Source organism: Vibrio sp. 1288 (assembly GCF_033344475.1).
This window is the reverse complement of record NZ_JAWPOX010000004.1, coordinates 222,910-246,712: the sequence shown is the minus strand read 5'-3', so window position 1 is coordinate 246,712 and position 23,803 is coordinate 222,910. Positions and strand designations below refer to the sequence as shown.

The 23,803-nt window shown below is 46.1% G+C and carries 18 protein-coding genes; 5 read left to right on the top strand and 13 right to left on the bottom strand.

Features of this window, described 5'->3' with window-relative positions:
- The 3 genes from R8O11_RS05210 to R8O11_RS05200 are packed head-to-tail and all read right to left on the bottom strand — an operon-like array spanning position 1 to position 2,792.
- Positions 1-891, bottom strand: coding sequence for an ABC transporter permease (locus R8O11_RS05210; RefSeq protein WP_053304599.1), 891 nt, complete (start codon positions 889-891; stop codon positions 1-3).
- Positions 888-1,712 (bottom strand): alkaline phosphatase family protein, encoded by an 825-nt coding sequence (locus R8O11_RS05205; RefSeq protein ID WP_005373854.1) that lies wholly within the window; start codon positions 1,710-1,712, stop codon positions 888-890. The genes R8O11_RS05210 and R8O11_RS05205 overlap by 4 nt, the downstream gene beginning before the upstream one ends.
- Positions 1,713-1,724: 12 nt before the next feature.
- Positions 1,725-2,792, bottom strand: a complete 1,068-nt coding sequence (locus R8O11_RS05200) for an ABC transporter substrate-binding protein (protein ID WP_318193966.1) — start codon at positions 2,790-2,792, stop codon at positions 1,725-1,727.
- A 210-nt stretch (positions 2,793-3,002) separates the two neighbouring features.
- Here R8O11_RS05200 and R8O11_RS05195 point away from each other — a divergent pair, with 210 nt between their 5' ends.
- Positions 3,003-3,731 carry a UTRA domain-containing protein gene (locus tag R8O11_RS05195; RefSeq protein ID WP_047102767.1) on the top strand — a complete coding sequence of 243 codons (729 nt, stop codon included), beginning with the start codon at positions 3,003-3,005 and terminating at the stop codon, positions 3,729-3,731.
- A gap of 61 nt (positions 3,732-3,792) precedes the next feature.
- Here R8O11_RS05195 and R8O11_RS05190 read toward each other — a convergent pair whose 3' ends face one another.
- Positions 3,793-5,379 (bottom strand): BCCT family transporter, encoded by a 1,587-nt coding sequence (locus tag R8O11_RS05190; protein ID WP_005373846.1) that lies wholly within the window; start codon positions 5,377-5,379, stop codon positions 3,793-3,795.
- A 303-nt stretch (positions 5,380-5,682) separates the two neighbouring features.
- Here R8O11_RS05190 and R8O11_RS05185 point away from each other — a divergent pair, with 303 nt between their 5' ends.
- Positions 5,683-8,091, top strand: coding sequence for a beta-mannosidase (locus R8O11_RS05185; protein WP_033906316.1), 2,409 nt, complete (start codon positions 5,683-5,685; stop codon positions 8,089-8,091).
- 101 nt (positions 8,092-8,192) lie between these two features.
- Here the strand turns inward: R8O11_RS05185 and R8O11_RS05180 are convergent, their stop codons facing one another.
- The 5 genes from R8O11_RS05180 to R8O11_RS05160 form a co-directional block, all read right to left on the bottom strand.
- Positions 8,193-8,447, bottom strand: coding sequence for a hypothetical protein (locus R8O11_RS05180; RefSeq protein WP_005387084.1), 255 nt, complete (start codon positions 8,445-8,447; stop codon positions 8,193-8,195).
- Between the two features lie 184 nt (positions 8,448-8,631).
- Positions 8,632-10,134 (bottom strand): efflux transporter outer membrane subunit, encoded by a 1,503-nt coding sequence (locus tag R8O11_RS05175; RefSeq protein WP_033906317.1) that lies wholly within the window; start codon positions 10,132-10,134, stop codon positions 8,632-8,634.
- Complete coding sequence (locus tag R8O11_RS05170; protein ID WP_318193965.1) at positions 10,131-13,193, bottom strand: efflux RND transporter permease subunit; 3,063 nt, start codon at positions 13,191-13,193, stop codon at positions 10,131-10,133. The genes R8O11_RS05175 and R8O11_RS05170 overlap by 4 nt, the downstream gene beginning before the upstream one ends.
- 10 nt (positions 13,194-13,203) lie before the next feature.
- Positions 13,204-14,286 (bottom strand): efflux RND transporter periplasmic adaptor subunit, encoded by a 1,083-nt coding sequence (locus tag R8O11_RS05165; RefSeq protein ID WP_033906319.1) that lies wholly within the window; start codon positions 14,284-14,286, stop codon positions 13,204-13,206.
- Positions 14,287-14,390: 104 nt separating this feature from the next.
- A complete protein-coding gene (locus tag R8O11_RS05160; RefSeq protein WP_033906320.1) occupies positions 14,391-15,272 on the bottom strand; it encodes a LysR family transcriptional regulator in 882 nt (293 codons plus the stop codon).
- Between the two features lie 112 nt (positions 15,273-15,384).
- Between R8O11_RS05160 and R8O11_RS05155 the strand changes: the two genes are divergently transcribed.
- Both R8O11_RS05155 and R8O11_RS05150 read left to right on the top strand, forming a co-directional pair.
- Entirely contained in the window at positions 15,385-15,744 is a 360-nt protein-coding gene (locus R8O11_RS05155) for a DUF6559 family protein (RefSeq protein WP_054577718.1), read from the top strand.
- 137 nt (positions 15,745-15,881) lie between these two features.
- The gene (locus tag R8O11_RS05150; protein ID WP_054577719.1) at positions 15,882-16,916 is read left to right on the top strand and encodes an ABC transporter substrate-binding protein; all 1,035 of its coding nucleotides are present in this window, start codon (positions 15,882-15,884) and stop codon (positions 16,914-16,916) included.
- 105 nt (positions 16,917-17,021) lie between these two features.
- Here the strand turns inward: R8O11_RS05150 and tyrS are convergent, their stop codons facing one another.
- The 4 genes from tyrS to ppsA all read right to left on the bottom strand — a co-directional run bounded on the left by tyrS (position 17,022) and on the right by ppsA (position 22,685).
- On the bottom strand, positions 17,022-18,281 hold the full coding sequence (gene tyrS / locus R8O11_RS05145) for a tyrosine--tRNA ligase (RefSeq protein ID WP_054577720.1): 1,260 nt from the start codon (positions 18,279-18,281) through the stop codon (positions 17,022-17,024).
- Positions 18,282-18,362: 81 nt separating this feature from the next.
- The gene (locus R8O11_RS05140) at positions 18,363-19,169 is read right to left on the bottom strand and encodes a response regulator transcription factor (protein ID WP_021707696.1); all 807 of its coding nucleotides are present in this window, start codon (positions 19,167-19,169) and stop codon (positions 18,363-18,365) included.
- 193 nt (positions 19,170-19,362) lie between these two features.
- Positions 19,363-20,142, bottom strand: coding sequence for a hypothetical protein (locus R8O11_RS05135; RefSeq protein ID WP_005373824.1), 780 nt, complete (start codon positions 20,140-20,142; stop codon positions 19,363-19,365).
- A 170-nt stretch (positions 20,143-20,312) separates the two neighbouring features.
- Positions 20,313-22,685, bottom strand: a complete 2,373-nt coding sequence (gene ppsA, locus R8O11_RS05130) for a phosphoenolpyruvate synthase (protein WP_318193964.1) — start codon at positions 22,683-22,685, stop codon at positions 20,313-20,315.
- A 251-nt stretch (positions 22,686-22,936) separates the two neighbouring features.
- Here ppsA and R8O11_RS05125 point away from each other — a divergent pair, with 251 nt between their 5' ends.
- Positions 22,937-23,773: a pyruvate, water dikinase regulatory protein gene (locus R8O11_RS05125; RefSeq protein ID WP_005373820.1), complete on the top strand. Its 837-nt coding sequence runs from the start codon at positions 22,937-22,939 to the stop codon at positions 23,771-23,773.
- Positions 23,774-23,803 lie beyond the last annotated feature (30 nt).

The window sequence follows — 23,803 nt, the reverse complement described above, 5'->3', positions numbered from 1 at the left end:
CTACTTCCTACCTGCATAGCTTTTCGAAATGAGCCATTGGTTAATCACTGTGATAAAGGCAAGTAACGCCATTAGAATCACCGAAATTGCAGCGGCGAGATTAGGTTCAAGGAACAGGTCTCCCGATACCAGACTCGCAATTCGAATTGTGATGACGTTATAGTTACCGGAGGTCAACGCATAAACACTCGCATATGCGCCAATTGCGTTGGCTATTAAGATAATAAAGGTACCGAATAAGGCTGGTGAGAGCACTGGCAGCGCGATTTTCGCCCAATACTGTGATGTTTTGGCTCCCAGTAGCGCAGCTGCTGCTTGCCAATCATCACTCAACGCGTCGAACGCAGGGTAGAGCAACAACACCGCCAGCGGGATTTGGAAGTAGATGTAAATGGCCAGCAGGCCCCATTTACCATAAAGGTCGAAATCACCGAGTAAGCCATACTGCTTGAGCAAAAGGGTAATCGCCCCATTGGTGCCCAAAATAATAATAAAAGCGAATGACAGAGGTACGCCTGCAAAGTTGCTGCTCATGTTCGTAAACGCAATCACACCGTCGCGGACTTTAGAATCGACTCTGCGTAGAGAAGAGACCAACAGAGTCGCAATGGCTAAGCCAAAAATGCTCGACCACACAGCTAACCACAAACTGTTGCCAAACGCCTGCATCATAAAGGCGGAGTCGAGCACTTCAATGTAGTTATCGAAGGCAAACTCGCCATCGTAGATAAAGCTGTTTAACAGTACCCAAATCATCGGTGCGAGTTGAAATAGGTAGAAAAACAGCGCGAAAGGCGCCAACCAAATGGCAGGCTTAAAGCGCTTTAACCAAGTACTTGCCAAATTTGAGCGTGATTCGCTAGAGCTAGGGGAGAGGACTGAACTTCTCATAGTGCTAACAATTCCTGAGTGTATGGCTTCGTGTGGTCAAGGTTTAGCAATTGACAAACGGTGCCACAAATATCAGTTTGCTTAATATGACAATCTTGATGGGTAAACTTATCACCAATGACAAACAGGGGAACTTCTCGCTCTTCAGGTAAAATCCCACCGTGAGAAAGATCGTTGTTCATGCCATGATCGCTGGTCACAATGATTTGATACCCATCAGCAAGCCATTGATCGATGTAGTTGGAAAGAATAATGTCTGCACCTCGCGCACAATTGCGGTATTGGCGAGAGTCTAGGCCAAACTTATGTCCTGTATCGTCGATATTCATCGGATGGATCAATAAGAAATCAGGTTGATAGTTGCGACGTAAATACTCTGCGTCCAGGAACAAGGCTTCATCAGGATAATGATCCCAATGGTAAAAGCAGCCGTGCTGGATATTCAGGGTTTCATCATGCGTGAAACGATCGCGAACAGGTTCAAATGGCGCGCGATTGTAAAGCTCACTTACCCAGTGGTAGGCAGCCGCAGCGGTCACTTTTCCTTGGGCTTTTGCCAAACTGAAAATGGAATCGTGTTTGGATAGACGAACGATATTGTTGTTTACGATGCCGCTTTCTACAGGGCGAACGCCCGTTAAAATGCACTCATAAAGTGGGCGAGACATAGAGGGCAGCTCACACTGCACAGGATAAAGCGTTGCGCGAGTTTCTTGTTGGGAACGACTTTGTTCTAGAAGACCATTGAGGTAGCCCATGCAATCACGGGCTACCTGATAGTTCAGTCCATCTAGAACAACAAGGATGACCTTATTGCTCATAACGACTTACTCTTATTGCTGGTGGATTAAGACACTTTCTTGCCATTGACGTGGCAGCTTACGTGCGGATTTTTCCCAAGCTGAGAAGTCAGTCACTGGGTGAACATTGCTGTATTGGTCATTAGCAATTAGCTTGTCTTGCACTGCTTGAGGCAGTGTGATGTTGGTGCGGATTGGACGCGCATAACCTTCTGCTAAGTTGATTTGCCCTTGATCGCTGAAGATGTATTCACGAGCAAGCTTTGCTGCATTAGGGTTCTTCGCGTATTTATTGATTATGGTTGTATAACCAGAAATCACAGAGCCATCTTGAGGAATGCTCACTGTAAAGCGGTCGCGGTCAATTTTGTCGCGGTAGTTCAATGCATTGAAGTCCCACATGATCGCCACTTCAACTTCGCCTTTTTCTAGGTTGGCGATGTTCGGATCGGTAAATGAAAGACGACCTTGCTTCGCGAGTTCAGAAAAGAATTTGAGCGCAGGCTTGAGGTTGGATTCGTCCCCACCGTTGGCGAACGCTGCGGCGAGAACCGCGTTGTTTGCCTGTGCTGCTACGCCTACGTCACCTACGGTCACTTTGTAGTCGCCTTTTAATAGGTCATCCCACGTTTTTGGCGCGTCTTTTACGAGGTTATTGTTGGAGATAAAAGAAATAGTGCCAGTGTAGGCAAGTGCCCAATGACCATCTTCGTCTTTTGCCCAATCTGGGATGTCATTCCAAGTTGTTGGTTTATATGTCTGAGTGACGCCTTTTTTTACCGCTACACGTGCAAAGGCAAAGCCTACGTCACCAATGTCTGCGGTCGCGTTTTTCTTCTCAGCTTCGAATTTTGCGATTTCTTGAGCCGAGCTCATATCCGTGTCTTGGTGCTTAAGGTTGTAATTTGACTTTAAATCAGCCCAAGTGTCTTTCCAGTTTGCCCAACTGTCAGGCATACCCACACTGTAAACCGCCCCTTCTTTTTGTGCTGCTGCTACCAAAGATTCAATATCGGCTTCTTTCGCTACTGTTGGCGTAGCGAGCGTTACCGCAATGATTGCCGCTGGTGCGGTAATTGAACGACTTAGCAAAGTTTTCATTGTCTCCATCCTTCTGGACTAGGTCAGTAAGTTCGCTTTGTATGCTATGGATGGAATGTGACGATTTAGCGCAAGTAATTTGACAGTTTTGCTGATTTTATATGGCACTTATATTTCATACGTTCAGTATGTGTTCTGTTGATTAATGTCATATTTTTGTTACGTAAACGCCTTATGTTATTCGTCAAATTATCGTTGGACTAGATCAGAATGAGAGTGACAGGCACCGGACAATTTGGTACCCAATTAGGAAAAATTAGAAGCAGCTTAAAACAGCAGATTCTTTCCGGCATCATGTCGGAAGGACAAAAACTGCCGTCAGAGAGAGAGCTCAGTGAGCTGTTTTCTACGACTCGAATCACTATCAAAGATGCGTTGGTGTCTTTAGAAACGGAAGGTCTTATTTATCGAGAAGAGCGCCGGGGTTGGTATGTATCTCCTGAGCGTATCTGTTACAACCCGTTGTCTCGTTCTCACTTCCATCAGATGATTCGAGAGCAGCATCGTATTGCAGAAACTAAGTTACTCAATGTGCGAAGTGAAATGGCCGCAGGTGAGTATGCCAAATCGTTAGAGGTGGAGCGAATTACCCCAATTTATGTAATTGAACGGTTACGTTTTATTGATGGGCGAGCGGTATTGTTTGTTGAGAACGTGCTCAAAGCGGCACTGTTTGAGGGTATATTGTCTGAGAACCTCACCATGTCCCTGACGGGCATTTATCGTGAGAAGTATGGTTACGAAACAAAGCGCTCTCGTTTTGATGTGATTCCAACGTCAGCACCTGCTCATGTCGCTAAAGCGTTGAACTTGGCTGAAGGACAACCCGTTCTGAAAATTCGGCGGGTAAACTACAAACAAGATGGGCATTTAATGGACTGCGAATTCGAGTATTGGCGTCCAGACGCAGTGATGATTCGCATTGATAGCGTAGGATAAAGCGCAGAATTAAAAAGAGCCCAATGAAGGGCTCTTTTTCGCATATTGGTAGGAAGGAGCTTTAAACGAGGCCTTGCTCTTTTGCCATTCTGCTTGCAATGCCGGGTGCTTTCCAAATGCTTGGCAGCAAAATGAAAGACACAGGCACGGCAGTAATTACAATGAAAGACTGCAATGCAGAAATACCACCAGAGCCCATTGAGATAAGCGCAATAGCGACAATACCCATAATCAGCCCCCAGAACGAGCGAATCACTGCGTTTGGTTCTGTTGAGCCCGTCATCACTACACTGATTGTGTAAGTCATCGAGTCACCCGTCGTCACGATAAATGTTGTCGTTAAGATCAGGAACAGAACCGAAATGATCATTGGGTAAGGTAATTCACCAGTAATCGCTAGCAGTGCTGCGGGCAAGTTAAAGCCTTCAAACGCAGATGAAATCAAACCAGGGTTATCAAGTTCAAACGCAAGGCCACTGCCACCAACGATACTAAACCAGAAGCAAGTAATCAGCGGTGCCGCGATGCTAATAGACATGATTAATTGGCGAATTGTACGACCACGAGAAATACGAGCAATAAAGATCGCCATCATTGGGCCATAACCGATAAACCAACCCCAGAAGAATACTGTCCACCAGCTTAGCCAGCCTGTATCACCACGGTAAAGTGCCATAGGGAAGAAGTTATCCACCATACGACCAACGCCTTGCACGTAGCCATCAACGATAAAGCTTGTCGGCCCGAAGAACAGGATGTAACCAATTAACAGTACAGACAAAATGATGTTGTAACGACTGACGATTTGAATACCCTTGCTCAATCCGCTCAGTGCGGAAAGGGTATACATCAGGATCGCCGCCATAATAACCATACTTTGCGTTACGAACGTATCTGGCAGGCCAAACAATGAGTTTAGCGCGTAGCTAATTTGTAAACCTAAGAAGCCGATAGGACCAATGGTTCCTGCTGCTACTGCAATGATGCTACATGCGTCAGCAACATCACCAATCCAGCCTTTAATGGCTTTATCACCAAACACAGGGTAAAGCAGAGTACGCGGTTTAAGAGGCAGGCCTTTATCGTAATGCAAGTGCATTAAGACAATGGAAGATAGACCACCAAGGATCGCCCAAGCTAAGAAGCCCCAGTGCATAAAAGACTGAGATAGGGCATTGATTGCGGCAGTTTTCGGTGAGGCTTCCCCGTATAGAGGCGGAGCAGTCACAAAGTGCGCGATAGGCTCAGCAGCGGCCCAGAACACACCACCACCTGCAAGTAGAGTACAGAGTACGATTGACAACCACTTAAAGTTATCAATATCAGGTTTCGCTAGACCACCTAGGCGCACATAACCAGTGCGACCAAACGCAAGAGCCAAACCAATTAGGAAATTCAGAAGAAGCAGTACTTGCCAGTAAGCTCCGAAATATTTAGTAGCAAAGCCGAAGCCGGTGTTAACCATTGCGGTTAGAGAGTCGGTATTCGTTAGAGCAAGTAAAACGAATAGAGTGAGGAAGCTACCACTTAACCAAAAGACAGGATTGGTGAGTTCGAGGCGCTTGAGTAAAGATGGGGGATGAATAGCAGAATAGTCAGCATCCTGAATAGGCGCTGTGTGGGAGGCGGCATTCGTCATATTTGACATAATTACTTCGCTTTTTAGGGCTATGAAGCCGTGCATTTCCCCTCACATCGTTTCGACGAAAAGTGTGAGGATGTTCAAAAAGCCGATGATGTTAACATGTCGAAGTTGCAAATATAACCTTAGATTTCGATTAATTTTTAACAGGTTAGCCAAGTTGCTGATTTTTGGGTAGAGATCAAAAGAAAGAGTTTTTACGTGAAATGCACCGCATTTCGTATGTAATTAACATTTCCCTTGTTTTTGCATGGGATTATCAGGATTACATTGAGAAAACATGTTTTTCCCAAGCTAAGGTTTAACTCGATGGCTCACTTCGAACTTAACGGGCAGTGGATGCTTACCTCGCCACAGCGCCCCAATCTTGAAATTCCAATGTTTATTCCGGGCGATAATGTGTCGGCGCTTTTACAAGCAGAGCAGATTCCAGATCCTTATTTTGCCGATAATGAAAACAAAGTTCGATGGATTGAAGAGTGTGAGTGGCATATCTCACGTGAGTTTGACGTCGACGCGTTTACGTTGTCTGCCAAGCAAATTTGGATGACGCTAACTCGTGTCGATACATTGGCAACCTTCTATGTTAATGGTGAGCTAGCACTAACTTGCAGCAACATGTTTACCCAGCAACGTGTGGATATTAAACCGCATTTAAAGCAAGGTACTAACACGATTCGGGTTGAGTTTGCTCGGGCGGATTTAGAAGGTATCGCAAGAGCAAAAAAACTGCCATTTCCTATTCCATCGGCAATGGGCAACAACCAAATTCCACACATGAACTTGATCCGCAAAACACAATGCCATTCCGGATGGGACTGGGGCATTTGCTTGATGGTATCGGGTATTTACGACCCCATTCAAATCGACATTGTGAATGAGCTTTGGCTCAAAGGCTTCTCGACAGAGCAGCAATGGCAAGCCGATGGGAGTGTGTTTCTTGATGTAGTAGTTGAAGTGGAAACGGACAGTCAACGCCATGAAATGATGGTTGAATTTAATGGTGGGCGTCAATGTATTCAAACAAAAGGAAGTGGTCACTATCATTGCCAGTTCCACATTTTGGAGCCTCAACGCTGGTGGCCATCGGGTTATGGCGAAGCGTATCTCTATCCCATTACCATTTCTTGCAGAGAGCAAAAGTTAACGCACAACATTGGTTTGCGTCAGTTAACCCTAAATAACCAAGCTGATGAGCACGGCTCTGCAATGGAATTTATCGTCAATGGCGTACCGATTAATGCTAAAGGTGCCAACTGGATCCCTATTGACGCAATGCCGGGGCGAGAGTACGAAACACGTTATCGCAACCTTTTGCAAAGTGCGGTTGACGCCAACATGAACATGATTCGCGTATGGGGCGGTGGTCAGTACGAGAGTGAAACCTTTTATAACCTTTGTGATGAACTTGGTTTGTTGGTGTGGCAAGACATGATGTTCGCCTGCTCGTTGTACCCATCAAACGACGAGTTTTTAAAAGACGTAGAAGAAGAACTTAGATTCCAAATCCCGAGGCTTAAGAAGCACCCATCAATCGCACTTTGGTGTGGTGACAATGAAGTGATTGGAGCTATTGGTTGGTATGACGAATCTAAGCGCAGCAAAGTCAAATACACGGTTAACTACGATCGCCTCAACCGCATGATTGAGAAGGAGATTACCGAGCAAGATAGCACTCGCCGTTTCTGGCCAAGTTCCTCATGTAATGGTGAACTGGATTTCGGTGATGCGTGGCATGATGATAGTAAAGGCGATATGCACTTTTGGGACGTTTGGCATTCAGGAAAATCATTCAGTGCTTACGTTGACGTGAATCCTCGTTTTTGCTCTGAGTTTGGTTTTCAATCTTGGCCATCTTTTGCTGAAGTTAAGCGGTTTGTCCCTGAGCAAGACTGGAATATTACATCCCCAACTTTCGAACAACATCAGAAGAACCCTCGAGGTCATAGTATTATTACAGAGATGTTCACGCGCTATTTTCGTTTTCCCTCTGGATTCGAGAGCATGCTGTATTTAAGTCAAGTTCAGCAGGCAATCGCGATCAAAACTGCATGCGATCATTGGCGTGCCATTTCTCCAGTTTGTCGCGGCATGCTGTACTGGCAACTCAACGACAATTGGCCTGTCAGTTCTTGGTCTAGTTTGGAATACAGTGGTCGATGGAAGCAGTTGCACTACCATGCGAAGCGATTTTTTGCGCCACAGTATTTGGTATTTTCCGAGCATACAGGCAAGTTGAGCCTACATTTGCTCAATGATGCCAAAGAGTCCGCAAGCGTCAACGCACTGCTTAAGTGGGTAGATTGGCAAGGGGAAGAAAAGCAATGTTGGAGCTTAGAACAAACAGTCATAGCAGACAGCAATACGATTTTGTGGCAATTGGATGAATCGATCGAGAAGGACGAACTTACGTCAGGCTTCTTCTATGTTGAAGCGCAAATCGGTGAAGACAGAATAAGCAACACATGGTTTAGTACTCACGAGCTAAAAACCTTGCCGATAGCGAAAGCCAATATAGGTGTCTCTATTGAAGGGAGGAAAATTACATTGATTGCGGATAAGCCTGCGTTTTTTGTTCATTTGGAGAGTGATGCTGATGGAAGGTTCAGTGACTCTAGTTTTACTCTGTTGGCCAAGGTTCCAATGACGGTTGAGTATTTAGGTGATGATGTTTCAGGTATGCAGCAGTCGTTGAGGGTATGCCACCTTAATGATTAAAGCGGGCATAGAACATCTACATGCTGATAACTAAAAAGGGAGCGTTTGCTCCCTTTTTAGTTACCAAGTATCCGTTATTAAGCTCAGGTTGAGACAGAAGTTTATTTAAGTTTCTGATGGACCCGATAGCTAACGACAAAGCCAATGTAGAATAGTGCAGCAAGAGTAATCACTGCCGTCGCGTACGCCAGCAGGCTGTTTAACCCTAAACCAAAAGCCAAAGTGAAGGCGATACCATGAATGGCTTCCGCAGGGATTCGGTACCAAGCAGCGTGGACGGAAGATCCGAAGAGGATAAAGGTACTAAGTAAGACAATCGTGCCGCCTATAAAGCCGACCCATCTGCTGTTGTTCATGTTGCAGTCTCAGGGGTTACCGAGGTAACGTAACAAAATATTTCAGAGTCGTATTATACAACCGAGAGAGGGTATGGGTGGTAGAAATATTTGCCTCACAAACTAAGAGGCCATCTAAGTGGCCTCTTTTTAACCGATTTAACGGCATCCGTTATGACGCAAAGGTGTGAGGCTTGTAAGAAACCTAACCTTTGGCATTCGTTTGGGGTTGTGCTTTTGGTCGTATCGTCCAATCACCACCAAGCGATTTGTAGAGCGTAATCGTAGCTTGTGCGGTTTGTAACTTTGCCGCGACTTGCTGATCTTGCATCATGCGTTGCTGACGTTGCGCATCTAAAACCGATAAGTGATCAATCAAGCCAGCGCGGTACAGTGACTTGGCTTTGTTGACGGCGTTATTGGTGGCTTTCAATGCATCATCGATTCGGCGCTGACTTTCTTGGCTGCGACCATAAGCAAACAGTGTGGATTCGGTTTCTGCTAAAGCCGCCTCGACCGTATGTTGATAAGACAATGTCGCCGAATCAAAACGCGCTTGGTTGATGGCTTCAATCGCTTCGCCACGCCCCCCATCGAACAAGTTCCAGCTTACGCCAGCCGCACCCATCCAACCGAAAGAATCGCTACTGAAGAGATCGTCAAAGCTTGACGCCGACAACCCCGGAGCGCCCGTCAAAAAGAACTTCGGATATTGATCAGCAACGCTTGCTGCTAACTCTTCATTGAGCGCGGCCATTTCACGCTCGGCTAAGCGAATATCGGTACGACGTTTCAATAGATCGGAAGGTAAACCGACCGGCACCATGTCCTGCATGACAGGTACACTATGCTGCTTAGATAGGCGGATTTCGACTTGTGTTAGCGGCTCACCAAGCAATACTGCTAAACGATGTTTGTGCGCTTGTTGGGCAATCTCTAACTGCGGAACGAGCGATTCCATTGCCGCAAGTGTGGCCTTCGTTTGGGCTAAATCGAGATCAGAACCGTAGCCGCTGCGCACGACTTTTTCGACGAGATCAAGTGTACGTCGTTGATCTTCTAAGTTCGACTTTGCCAACTCAAGGCGTTCGCTTGCGCCTTGGTATTGCAAGTAGTTATGAATCAAATCCGCCGTGATCACCGTGTTCAAGCCGTTTTGATAAATTTGAGCTTGTTCGAGATGAATTTGTGCCGCGTTTGCTTGGCGGTCGATACGCCCAAACAGATCAGCCTCCCAAGCCATACTCGCGCCTGCAAATACGCCATCGTGCTGATTATCCATTAGGGTGACGTTACCAATTTGAGGTGGCAGACCCGGCATGGAATCACTGAGTGGATTCAATATCGGACCGAGTGAAGAGTCATTTTTGCTGAACTGATAGTTCATGTAAACCGCACTAAGATTAATTGTCGGTACCTTGAATGACTCCACCATGGTTTTATAGTTGTTGGCCATTTTCACCCGCTCGGCCGCCACTTTCAGCGGAATGTTTTGGTTCTGCATGTCTTGAACCATTTGATTCAACACCGGATCGTGAAACTTAGTCCACCAAAACTCAACGTGTTGTAAATCGGTACTCAACCCTGCATTTTCGGCGTTCAAGTAGGTTTCTGCCATACTGGTGGTCGGTGCTTGGTAGTCTGGTCCCACCGCACAGCCCGCTAAACTTAGGGCTAGAACGACAGGCGTTAGAATGAATTTTTTCACGATGACGCCTCCTCTAGCTCAGCGTTGGTTTGTGTGGATGGTACTTTTTCTTTGTAAGCAAGGCGATACAGTGCAGGCATGACAAACAGTGACAATATGGTTGCGGCTGCCAAGCCTCCGATGATGGTTGCCGCCATTTGGTCAAACAGCAGGTCTGACAGCAGCGGGATCATGCCGAGCGCGGTCGTTAACGCACCCATAGAAATGGCCATAGTACGGTTGATCGTGGCTTCTTTGATCGCGTCAGACAAGCTCTTGCCATTTGTGCGTTCGAGCTCAATTTGATCCATTAGTACGATGCCATTTTTGATGATCATCCCGGTCAGTGTAATAGCTCCGATTAGCGCCATAAAGCCAAATGGTTTATCGAATCCAAGCAGAGCAAACACCGCCCCTGATGCTGCCAGTGGTAGCGTTGCGAGGATGATGATTGGCTGCTTAAAGCCGTTGAACATCGCGACTAAAATGATCACCATGATCAGCATTGCTTTTGGTTGCTGCTTCATGATGTCGGTGACCGCTTTGTCTTCATCGTAATATTCGCCGCCCCATTCCATGCTGTAACCCGCCGGAAGTTGGATAGCTTCAACCTGATCTTTAATGGCATTTCTTACGTTCGCTGGTGTGGAGTCTCGGCTCACACCCGCTTGAACCGTGATGGTTTTCACGCGGTCGCGTTGCCAAATCATGCTCTCTTCGGTGACCAGTTCGAATCCATCCACCACTTGACCAAGCGGAACGCTGTTAAAGCCAAGTAGCGAGCGCACAGGTAGCGTTTCTAGTGACGCCATGTTTTGCGATGTGCCACGTAGCTGAATTGGAATCAACTCATCATTCAGGTTCATTTGTCCGAGCGGCATGCCGTCTGATGCGCGTTTTAGCGCGAAAGCGACATCGGCGCGGTTAATGCCTGCTTGACGCATTTTGTCTTGGTTTAGAATCGGCTTGAGCACTTTGCTTTCTTGGCGCCAATCATCGCGAATGTATTTTGCATCAGGGTTTGAAGCAAAAATCGTTTTCGTTTCCGCCGCTAGTTGATGCAATACGGTTTCATCCGGACCAGAAAAACGCACTTCAACCGCGAACTTATCTTTGGTTGCCAGCTTCAGCGCTCGAAAGCGAGGTTCGGCATCAGGAAACGCCTCTTTCAGCCAATCATCCCCACGCGTTACCAAGTGGCTGATGCTCTCGTAGTCTTTGGTGTTGATCAGAATCTGGCCGTAGGCAGGGTCGAGCGGCTCAGGCTCTACCGTTACCGAGAAGCGAGGTGCACTGGTGCCGACGTAGCTAGAGATACTTTCCACTTCTGGTTGTGCGACCAACCATTCTTCAACTTTGCGCATGTCTGCCGAGGTTTGTTCAATCTTGGCACCATTGGGTAGCCAGTAATCGAGAAACACAATTGAGCGATCCGACTGAGGAATAAAGTTCACGGCCACATACGGGATTGCCACGGCGGTGACTAAAATCAACGGAACCAAAGCGGCTAAAGCTTTACGCGGGTTGTCCACCGTCCAGAATACCAACTGTTTATAACGGCTCGGTTTGGTCTCTTCGCTGTTAGCTTTTGGCTTGATGAATATCCACGCCATTAATACTGTAAACGTCATCGCGACGATCCATGAAAGCAATAGTGACGATGCCACAATGTAGAACACAGAGCTCGCAAACTCGGCGGAGTCGGTTTTGGAGAACAACACTGGGCTTGCACCCATAATCGCGATGATAGTTGCGCCTAAAAGTGGCACGGCGGTCTCTTTGACGGAATCAATCGCGGCGCGAGTTCGCTCGATACCTTTGTTGAGCTTGGCGATCATCATATCGGTGATCACAATGGCGTTATCCACCAACATGCCCAGTGCGAGAATAAACGTACCTAGCGAGACACGGTGCAAATCGATGCTGGCGATGTTCATGTATACAAGCGTGAGCAAAATCGTCAGGAGCAAGCTTGCGCCAACGATGGTTGCACTCTTAAAGCCCATGAAAACCAACAACACCACAAAAACAATCGCGACACTTTCAAGCAGGTTGCCAACAAAGTCGTCGATAGACTTTTGTACTTCTTCAGGTTGATAAGCAACGGTCGAGATGTCGACACCCAGCGGCAGCGTTGCCTGGTAGTTAGCGATGATGTCTTGAATCGTATCGCCAAGTGACACCACGTTAATGCCTTGAACTGGGCTCACCGCCAAGGTGACAGCGGGCTCTCCGTTGTAGCGGTTTTCTGCCAATGCTGGTGTTTGATAACCCATGGTGATGTCGGCGATGTCACCAAGACGAATCAACCCCGAGCCAAACTCGCCGGTGCCACCATTGATGATTAAATTGCGAATGTCTTCTAGAGACTGAAACTCACTGGTTTGCGCAATACGAATACGCTCTGTACCTGCATCGAATTTTCCCGCTTCGAACGTGCTGTTTTGTGTGCTCAGTTGGTTCCAAACTTGTGCTATCGACAAACCATATTGAGCCAAGCGCTCGTCTGGCATATCGATATGTACAACGCGAGGTTGAATGCCGTGTAGCTCGATCTTTTTGATGCCGTCGACGGCTTTGATTTGGCGTTGCAGCTCTTTGGCGTAGCGACGCAACTCTTCTGGCGCAGCATCTGTGCTGTGGATAGAGAAAAGCATGCCGTAGACTTCAGAGAACTCGTCTTGCACTACGCTGATCTGTGCACTGGAAGGCAGCTGCAGTTTTACATCGTCCACTTTGCGTCTCAATAAGTCCCATTCCTGCGGAAGTGCTTTGGAATTAAGGCTCTCTTTGAGGTCAACAAAGACCATAGACAAACCTGGGCGAGACAATGAGCGCAAGCGATCCAACTCTGCCATTTCCTGCAATTTGGTTTCCACGGTATCGGTGACTTGGTGCTCGACTTCTTCGGCAGACGCACCCGGATAAAGGGTCACGACTACCGCAGTTTTTACCGTAAAGCTCGGGTCTTCCAACTTGCCTAAGTCGAAGTAAGAATAGATGCCAGCGATCACGCTCAATACGATAAAGAACAGAACGAACTTACGTTGGCGAATCGCGAATTCAGCTAAATTGATCATGGATTCGCACCTACAACGTCTTGATGGTCAGGTTTGGGGCGGCATCGCCCTCGCTCAGATAATGGCTACCGCTGATCACCACATAATCGCCTTGCTCAAAACTTCCGGTCACACACGCTTGGTATGCGTCGATAGAGTCAAGATTGACAGGCTCTGAATGAATAACCGCATCACGAACCACATTCACGTGCAGAGTCTGTTTCTCACCCAAAATTGCAGAGTAAGGAAAGCAATGGCTTGAGTGACTGGTGTTGAGCGCGGTATTTACTGTGACTGCTTTACCGTTGAATAGCGCACTGGAAATCGAATCGATGTCTAGCGTGACGGTATAGGTTTGTTTGAGCAGGTGCTTCTTCGGCGCGATTTCTGCCACGGTTGCTCGGTAGGATTGCTCCGAATCATACCAAGTCAACGATGCTGGCTGACCTAGTGCGAATTGCGCAATCATATTTTCCGGTACGTCGATGTCGACTTCCCAACTGCCTTCTTGCTGAATTGACACAACACTGCCGCCCGGCAAGGTTTGTTCATGTGGATCAACAGAAACGTCGGCAACAATGCCAGTGAATGGTGCACGTAGAGTGGTGTAACGTAGGGCATCTTTTGCACGTTGGATGTTTTTCTCAACCACTTTGACGGCAGAGAGGCTACGTTCGTAGCTGCTGATGGCTCGGTCTAAGTTTACGCTGGCAATGGCATCATCAGAAGTCGCTTGTTTTACGCGCTTTAACTCGGCTTTCGCGAGTTTGTGGGCTGATTGTGCTTCTAACATGCGTGCTTGTAATTCTTCTAGTGAGACTTGGTAGTCGTGCTTGTCCAGCATGGCAATGACTTGGCCTTTTTCTACCAAGCTGCCTTTATTTACGAACACGCTTTCCACGGTGCCGGGTACACGAAAAGAGAGTGAGGCGGTTTCTTTTGCTTTTACGATCCCGCTGAATGATTTGTTGAGTTCTTCATTCCTTTCGTTGACTTCAATCACTTGAACGGGTCTGGATGCGCTTGGCTCCTCAACCTGAGGTTGGGCTTGATTACAGCCGAGTAGAGAGAGCGCGATAGTGCTCAGCGCAGCGATTTTGATTTGATGATTCATAAGATGGCTCCATAATTTCGGCGCCATCTTATAATTCACAGATGTTCAGATAATCATGCGTGCGCATGATTCAATGTCACAAATTTTATGACAATAAATGCAAACTACAAAAGTTTTGGGATTTTATTGCACAAATGTTCAATAAGTAACCGGCTAGCTTGGTTCAGCGTTTTCGGTTGAGGATAGAGTAACCACCCCATTTCTTCCGTGACAGCATATTGAGACAATACTTGCACCAATGCACCGGATTCGAGCTCATTTTTTACCAACAGTTTTGGGATATAGCTGATGCCGCGGTCAAGCACTGTGGAGCTTTTAATAAAGCCGATGTTGTTGGAAATGAGTTTTGGTTTGAGCGCTACGTTTTGTTCCTGAAAATGCCAAAGGTTGTCGACATTGCCATTTGGCCAACGAAAACAAATGCACTGATGATCGCTCAACTCTTCTAATGTGGCGGGCGTGCCGTGAGTTTGAAGATAGTTCGGTGAGGCAACGACACATCGGTCTAGCGTTAAGATCTTTCTCGCGACAATGTCTGAGTCAAACAGCATGCCGCCGTGCAGCGCGATGTCCAACCCTTGCTGAAACATATCAATAAAGCCATTGTTGATATTGCGAATGTCGAGTTCAACCTGCGGGTATTGATCCTGAAATTCAAACAAAATGGGTTGAAGATGTTCATAGGTTTCTGGCAGAAGGCCAAGTTTGATTTTGCCGCTGACCTCGATGTTTTCGTTACTGGCTTGCTGGTTTGCCGAATCAAGCAAGGTGAGTACTTTTTGCAGATCTTGGTAGTAGGCATCGCCTTTGTTTGTCAGCGAAAGGCTGCGAGTGGTGCGGTGAAAAAGTTGCGTTCCGAGGTAACGTTCCAGTTCTCCAATGCGTCGACTAACATTTGCTCGTGGCAAGTCCAAAGCATTGGCTGCCGCTGTAAAGCTGCCAAGTTGGACGACTTTGGTGAACAGTTTTAGATCGTCAATTTTCACTCTTGAACTCCATACTCTTTGAGCGCCGTGCTAAACCCTGACACTCTAGAGTATTGATGTGTGGTATACAAAACTTATTATTAATTATCAAAATATAAATAAGGACTTCAACATGTTGAGATTTATACAACGTCGCCGCATTAAGAAAGTGATTAAACTAATGAGTACCAGATTGGTGGTGGGATACGGCAGTCGTGAGTACTTTTCGGTTGGTCAGGTAAAGACGAGCACCAGCGAGTTAAGCGCGTGCCAACAAAAAATTGCGTTGGCATTATATGCGGATCCGCAACATCTTGATTTGGAAAACCAACCAGAGTTGCAAGCAATACGCTCAGACGTGGCGCATGATTTCTTTTCTGGTGCCGATTATACCGCTCAAGATGTGCTTAATTTACTCGGCTCTGGTGGCTGGAAAGGTGGCCGAATGGAAGATGGAATGTCTCATCATTTTGGTATGCACAGTCGATATTAAAAACATGCGTTAATTTTATAAATTCGATAAATATTTTTGCTGTTAAAGATTAATTAAATTTTCTTTCAATTGGGTAATAATTACCTAATTATGCACCCGAATCCCAGCGCGTCGCTGGACTGGTTGGATCGCATACCATGAAATTAATCATCAAAGGATTGGGGCTGAGTGCTCTTGTGCTCAGCATGTTTGCTCATGCAGATAGCAAAACGTTGAACGTTTATGCATGGGGTGGCTATTTGCCGGAAGCATCGTTAAAAGCGTTTGAAAAACAAGAAGGCGTTACGATTAATTATTCGACCTTTGAGAATAATGAATCAATGTATACCAAGCTAAAATTGCTAAAAGGTTCTGGTTACGATGTGGTTTTTGCTTCTGCGTACTTCATTGAAAAAATGGGTCGAGAAGGACTGCTTTCGAAAATAGATCACGCTCAAGTGCCAAACATGCAAGACACAATGGACGGCTTACTTGGCCAAGCGCACGATCCGAAAAATGATTACTCTCTGCCTTATATTTGGGGCATTACAGGGATCAGCTACAACGAATCCATAGTTGAGCAACCAGTGACCAAATGGGCAGACTTATGGGAGTCTCAATACGAACAACAAGTCATGTTGATTGATGACGTCCGCGACGTGTTCGGTATGGCGCTGAAGAAAAATGGCCATAGCGTGAATACAAAAGACGAAGCTGAAATCGAGCAGGCTTTTGATTCTCTAGTAGCGCTGAAAAACAACGTATTACTGTACAACTCAGATGCGCCGCAAGTCCCTTACGTGTCCGGTGAAACATCGGTCGGCATGCAATGGAACGGCAACGCATTCCAAGGACAGGTTGAAATGCCTGAGCTGAAGTTCGTGATGCCGGAAGAGGGCGCGGTATTGTGGATGGACAACTTCACTATTCCGTCTGGCAGTAAAAACAAAGCATTGGCGCATAAATTTATTAATTTCATGTACCAATCAGAGAACCAAGCGGAAATCGTGACCAGTTTGGGTTATGCGTCGGCAACGAACGCTGGGCGTGACAAATTGCCAGAAGAGTTGAAAAATAACCGTACTATTTTCCCTTCATCAGAAGACATGAAAAAAGGCGAGTTTATTAATGATGTTGGCGCAGAAACGTTAGCGATTTACGAAAAGTACTGGCAACGTTTAAGAACGCAATAAGCAACGCCTTTGCCTATTGTTAGGCTTAAAATCGTTCAAATTTGAATTCCCCTCATCACGAAAGCGGTGAGGGGAATTTTTATGGGCTTTGTACTGCGAGTGTTACTACGCGGCACGCTTCACGAGGCAGAAGTGCTTTTTACCGCGTTGCAGTAACCAATATTGATCAAACAGTGGGAAGCTCAAACTTGGGTTATCAGCCGACACTTTTTCACCGTTTACACTGATGGCGTTGTTGCTGATGTGTTCGCGTGCAACACGCTTCGAACTTGCTAAACCCGACTCAATCAACAGCTCAACCAAATCTTGTTGTGCGCTCTCAATGCTTGGTAAACCATCCAACTCCAATTGTTTTAATTCACCCAAACTCAGTTGTTGCACATTACCGCTGAATAAAGCTTGAGTGATGCGCTCGGCGCTAGCTAGGCCTTCTTCGCCATGAACAAATCGCGTCATTTCCTCAGCGAGGATACGTTGTGCTTGTGGCTTACCTTGGCTTGCTTGGTCTTGCGCTTCAATGCTGGCAATTTCTTCGCAGCTCAAGAATGTGTAGTAACGCAAGAAGTGGTAAACGTCTGCGTCTTCTGCGCCAAGCCAGAACTGGTAGAACGCGTAAGGAGAGGTTTTGCTAGGATCTAGCCATACTGCACCGCCTTCGGTTTTGCCAAATTTGGTACCATCGGATTTGGTGATCAGCGGCAGAGTTAAGCCAAATACTTGCTCACCATTTTGACGGCGAGTTAAATCGATCCCGCTGACGATGTTTCCCCATTGGTCATTGCCACCGATTTGCAAACGGCAACCGTATCGACGGTTTAGCTCGGCAAAATCGTACGATTGCAGTAGGGCGTAGCTAAATTCGGTGAAGGAGATACCTTGGTCAGGTCGTTGCAGGCGTTGTTTTACCGATTCTCGGTTGACCATAGTATTGATCGAGAAGTGCTTACCCACATCGCGGAAGAAGTCGATCACATTGATCGCTTTCATCCAGTCAGCGTTGTTCACCATGATCATCGGCTTGGTCAGTTGGTGATTCATCAACTGCTGAATTTGATTAGAAAGATCGTTAACCCAGCCTGAGACGATTTCCTCTGAGTTCAGACTGCGCTCAGTCGCTTTAAAGCTTGGGTCGCCAATCATGCCCGTTGCACCGCCAATCAAGGCAACAGCTTGGTGTCCGGCATCTTGAAAGCGCTTAAGCATAATCAAAGGCACGAGGTGGCCGATATGCAAGCTGCCAGCTGTAGGATCGAAGCCGCAGTAAACGGTTTGTGGCTGTGAGAGAAGTGTCTGAATTTCTTCCAAATCGCTGGCTTGTGCAATCAAGCCACGATCTTGTAAATCTTGCAGTAATGGTGTCGTCATTCTTTTTGTCTGTCTTAGTGGTTGTTACATTTAGACTAAAACGCGACACCTTTTCTCGATATATCCCTTAAGGGACAGTTTTTATCTTGAATGGAGAATGAGGTGATTGAGGAAAAGCTGGAATAACTCACTCAATGAAGACACATTTAATTGCGAGTAAATTCGCTTTCGATGATTTTTGACCGTGCCTTGAACTAAGTGTAACCGCGCGGCAATTTCTTTGGTGTCAAACCCTTGAGCGAGAAGCGAAGCCACCTCTTGTTCGCGACGGGTGAGTGATTCTACGCCAAACGTTGCTAAAGCTTGCTCAATGGCTAATCGCATACTGCCAGAATAAGCACTCTGTGCAAAAACAGGCTCAGAAAAGGTAAATTCCGTTTGTTTCCAATGCTGCTGACAAAGCGACTGAATTATCGGGAAATAGGGCTTTAGCTTATTGATTTGTTGCTGAGAAAAGTATTTTCCATCAGTCATATATCCGAAGTACAGCATGACCCAACGGCCAGATTCAACTTCGACTAGCATGCTAAGCTCGTCTTTCCACCCTGTTTGATGATAGAACTGCTCGCAGTATGAGGTGAAGTCAACGCCTTTACGCGCCACGTCTTTGAGCGTAAATACGCCTTGTTGCTTTGTCTCGTTTAGTTTGAGAAAAAAAGGGTCATTTTGAAATGAGTCAGTAAGGTAGCGTTGAAAAAGTAACTCTCGCTCGTTCTCAATTGAGTCGTAGAGATAAATAGGATGTTTACCTTCTCGGTAACCTAAAATAACTGCGCAATCAAAATGAAAAAGAGTGCGAATGACACGCATAAGTTTAGGAGTAAAGTTAGGCGTGTTAAGAGCAGAAATTGCTTCTGCTAGCAGATTATTAAAGTTATTGTCAGGCATGGGATACCGAATTGCAGGTGGTTTTGCGCAAGCATAACCAAAAGCAATCCAACGAGAAAGGGAAGTCGCCATCTTCTGGTGACTTCCATAGAGAAAGTTGCGTAAGTGCTCAGTTTTGAGGAATCATATCCCCGTTAACTTATTGATAAGGGTGCATAACAACGGTTTTATTTAAGCGATTAGTTGCTATGCATTACTGCGAGTTAGTGAGCTCTTCGTTAACCCAATATTTAGAACCAGACACGTTAGCATCGATGAGCAAACCTTTAGCGTTCAACTGATAGACGGCGACGCCGCTGTTAAATTGTTTTGAAAGTTGCTCTGAATCTTCGCCCGCAACAGCAGAGGCTTCACTTGTGGCCTCCCATCCTTCGTTGACGAACGTATCAAAGTCTTCTTTGCTCTCAAACAGAACCACTTGTTGGTAAAATTTGCCGCCAGCCCCAAGTGCAACGCCCAAACCAAACATATTCATATAAGTGCGTTCTTCTGTTTCCTTATTCACTGCGACTCCTGACCCTGAGTTGGTGTGAAACAGCAAAGATAATTTACGAGAATCAAAGACCGCGTAGCCGTACGCGTTGTCGTAAATAGCTTTTGCCTCCGGCTTTTCATTAAATAACTTGAGCAAAGCGCTATCTGCCATTAAGTCCACGGCTTGGCGAGCTTCTTCTGGCGTATCGCCTTCCATCAGCTCATCAATTTTTTTGTCGGCAGCATCTATCCATTCTTTGCTTTTCTCGATGCTGGCTTCTGTCCATTCGCCTGCGGTATTGATCGCTTCCTCGGACCAGTTCGTGAAATCTTGCCACGCTTGTTTTGAAAACGCTTTGGTGTCGTCCCAAGCATCTTGTGCAGTATCAGAAACTGCGTCGCCAAGCTCAGACATTTTATTGGAAATTTCATCCCAATCGGCATAAGCAGGGGATGCCAGGAGCATCAATGTAGTAAGGAGTGCGATAGGCTTTTTCATCAAATTCTCTCTGGAGTTATCGATATACCATTCATTTTAGGTCATCAGACTTTGATAATGAAATTGACTAAATGACGAACTTGAGAGAGGAATCACGAACTGATTGTGAAATGACGTGTGAATAACAAAGCCCTCACAAGTGGAGTGTGAGGGCTAGAGTTTATCGTGTGTTACTTGCTGCTAACTTTACCGAGTTTTAACCAAGTATCGATAACCGTATCTGGGTTTAGTGATACAGAGCTAATTCCTTGATCCATTAGCCATTCCGCTAGGTCGTCGTGGTCTGATGGGCCTTGACCACAAATACCAACGTATTTGCCTGCTTTTGTTGCCGCGTCAATCGCCATCTGAAGCATCACCTTAACCGCTGGGTTGCGCTCATCAAATAGATGTGCAACATCGCCAGAGTCACGATCAAGTCCAAGCGTTAACTGAGTCATGTCGTTTGAGCCAATCGAGAAGCCGTCAAAGTACTTCAAGAACTCATCGGCAAGGACCGCGTTGGATGGCAGTTCACACATCATGATGACTTTAAGACCTTGGTCGCCACGGCGCAGATCAAACTTCGCTAGCAAATCAATCACTGATGCTGCTTCGCTTGGTGTACGCACGAATGGGATCATGATTTCAACGTTTTTCAGACCCATTTCGTTACGAACGCGTTTGATTGCTTGAGTTTCTAGCTCGAAGCAGTCTTCAAACACTGGAGAAATGTAACGAGACGCGCCACGGAAGCCAAGCATTGGGTTTTCTTCATGCGGTTCGTAGGCTTTACCGCCAACCAAGTTGCTGTATTCGTTAGACTTAAAGTCAGACATACGAACAATAACGCGTTTCGGCCAAAATGCCGCAGCAATGGTTGCGATACCTTCTGTCAGTTTGCTTACGTAGAAATCGATAGGATCTTTGTAACCACGAATACGCTGAGTGATTTCTGCTTTTAGCTCATCGCTTTGTGCATCAAAGTTAAGTAATGCTTTCGGGTGGATACCAATCATCTTATTGATGATGAATTCAAGACGCGCAAGACCAACACCTTCATTTGGAATTTGTGCGAAGTCAAACGCGCGATCAGGGTTACCCACGTTCATCATCACTTTTGTTGGTAGCAGTGGCAGTTCATCAACAGAAGAGCGTTTTACATCAAACTCAAGTTCACCTTGGTAAACGTAGCCCGTTTCACCTTCTGAACAAGATACGGTCACGGTTGCACCATCGGTTAACTTGCTTGTCGCATCGCCACAGCCAACGATTGCAGGAATACCAAGCTCACGAGCGATGATGGCAGCGTGGCAAGTACGGCCACCACGGTTGGTTACGATTGCAGATGCTTTTTTCATCACTGGTTCCCAATCTGGGTCAGTCATGTCTGTAACTAGCACGTCACCTTCTTGGACTAAAGACATTTGGTCCAGAGAGTCAACCAAGCGAACCACGCCTTTACCGATGCGCTGACCGATTGCACGACCTTCAACCAAAACATCCGCTTTGTTTTGTAGCTCGTAGCGCTCAATCACGTTTTGTTCCGTTTGTGAACATACGGTTTCAGGACGCGCTTGAACAATGTACAGCTTGCCATCAATGCCATCTTTTGCCCATTCAATGTCCATTGGACGCTGATAGTGCTTTTCGATGATCATTGCTTGTTTTGCGAGCTCTTTGATCTCGTCGTCGTTCAATGAGAACGTGTTGCGCTCTTCATCAGAAGTATCAATGATATCAACTTGTTTGCCGATTTCTTGGTTATCTGAGTAGATCATTTTGATCAACTTAGAACCAAATGTTTTCTTAACGATTGGGTGTTCGCCTGCTTCAAGCATTGGCTTGTGAACGTAGAACTCGTCAGGGTTTACTGCACCTTGAACGACCATCTCACCTAGACCCCATGAAGAGGTGATGAAGACAACTTGGTCGAAACCCGATTCAGTGTCTAGCGTAAACATAACACCCGACGAGGCTTTATCTGAACGAACCATACGTTGGATACCCGCCGATAGCGAGATGCCACGGTGGTCGAACCCTTGGTGAACGCGGTAAGAAATCGCACGGTCGTTAAATAGAGAAGCGTAAACGTGCTTAGTTGCTTCTAGTACTGCGTCGATGCCTTTCACGTTCAAAAACGTTTCTTGCTGACCAGCAAAAGAAGCATCAGGTAGGTCTTCTGCCGTAGCAGATGAACGAACTGCGACTGAAAGCTCAGGATTGCCTTCGATCAGTTCTTGGTAATTTTCACGAATTTCTTGTTCAAGGTCCGCAGGGAAAGGGGCCTCTAATACCCATTGACGAATGTTTGCACCTGTCTTACGCAGAGCTTCTACATCTTCAACGTCTAGTTCATCGAGTAATTGGTGAATACGCTCATCCAAACCTTCGTGGTCAAGGAATTGGTTAAACGCGTATGAGGTTGTCGCAAAACCATTTGGTACAGAAACGCCTGCGTTTGCTAGGTTAGAAACCATTTCGCCAAGTGAAGCATTCTTACCGCCGACTTTGTCGACATCATCCATGGATAGGCCATTGAACCAGAGGGTGTTCTTTTGCATGTCTTTCTCCAGAAACATTGCAGCTTAGTAGGGGGACTTAAATCGATCTAAACAATCGCATGTTGGCTGTTATTACACGTTGACCATACATTGCTTCATTTAGATTGATATCAAAGGCAAACGATTACGTTCTGGCTGAAAAAAATTCAAAAGAATTTCTAAAGCTGTGGTGAACCTAACTGAAAGCCAAACTGATTTATTAATATTATGTGTACCATCCTACTCAAAAGATTTTGAAAAATTAAACAGAAATGCAAATAAATAACCAAAGTCGTGATGTGTTCTATGTTTCTGACGGTACGGCGATAACATGTGAGACATTAGGGCATGTTGTTCTCGGTCAATTTCCGTTCATTCCTAACGAAAAAACCTTTCCGTTTGTTGAAAGCCAGGACAAAGCTACTGACGTAGTCAAAGAAATTGAAACTTCCTACCAGCGCAATGGCGTCAAACCTCTGGTCTTTTTCTCAATTGTCGTTCCAGAAGTACGTGAAATGCTGCTTGAAGCGCCAGCATACAGTTACGATGTGTTGGAGAGTATTGTGCAGAAAGTGCAAGACGACATTCAGATGGCACCAAAGCCTAAGTTGCAGCGTTCTCGCAGCGTGGGGAAAGATTCCGACACCTATTTTGACCGTATTGCGGCTATTGAATACACATTGGCGCATGATGATGGCATTACGCTAAAAGGGTTGGAGCAAGCTGATATTATCTTACTTGGCGTGTCGCGCAGTGGAAAAACGCCGACTAGCTTGTACATGGCGATGCAATTTGGTTTACGTGTTGTGAACTATCCGTTCATTGCGGAAGATGTGAAGATGATGCGTTTGTTGCCTGAATTTGAGATCCATCGTCATAAGTTGTTCGGGCTGACTATTGATCCCGAGCGCTTGACTGAAATCCGTGAAAATCGTTTGTCTGGAAGTGATTACGCTAGCACAGAGCAGTGCAAGCTGGAGCTAGACACTGTTGAGGCGTTGTTTAGAAGAGAGGCGATCCCATATATCAATACGTCCTCTCTGTCTGTTGAGGAAATTACTACGCGTATTCTGGAAAAAGCAGGAATGAAGCGTCGCTTGTTTGGCTAACAAGAGACGCTCATGTCGCTATGTGTAAGA